Annotated in this window: 1 protein-coding gene; it reads right to left on the bottom strand. The window is 37.3% G+C overall.

Annotation, left to right across the window (positions count from 1 at the left end; genetic code table 11):
• Nucleotides 1-85 precede the first annotated feature (85 nt).
• The coding region (locus EI161_RS14920; protein WP_225735430.1) for a hypothetical protein at nt 86-416 on the bottom strand (331 nt) is incomplete at its 5' end.

Below are 416 nucleotides of genomic sequence, written 5' to 3'. Positions count from 1 at the left end.
AAATGTTTAATATCAAAGCATACTGCAAGCGGGGAAATTTTATAGCAGCATTTTATTTTGAATTTGGCGCTTTTATATAAACTGGCTATGCCAGTTTTTCATAAATAACCATGCTTAAATATACAACTCCTGCTGCTACGATTAAGCTAGCAAACCAGACAACGATAAAATAACCAGTATGAGGCGATGAACAAGTTAAGATGAAACCTATCAATAGCAGTAGCAATCCCAGCCATCGTAACCTTTGCTGTTTAGTGATATATCGTTTCTGCTCATCATGATGAGATAGCAGGTTTGACCTTACGGCGACTAAGAGTGGCCGTTTGAGATGAAACTTATTCCTATGTCTTTTACTGGTCATCATTAATGCCATCATACCTAGCAGATTAAATGCCAATAGCAATCCAGATAACAGC

The organism is Psychrobacter sp. FME5, assembly GCF_014861375.1.
Classification (GTDB): Bacteria; Pseudomonadota; Gammaproteobacteria; order Pseudomonadales; family Moraxellaceae; genus Psychrobacter.
The sequence above is the reverse complement of the archived record's forward strand: the minus strand, read 5'-3'. Positions and strand labels throughout refer to the sequence as shown.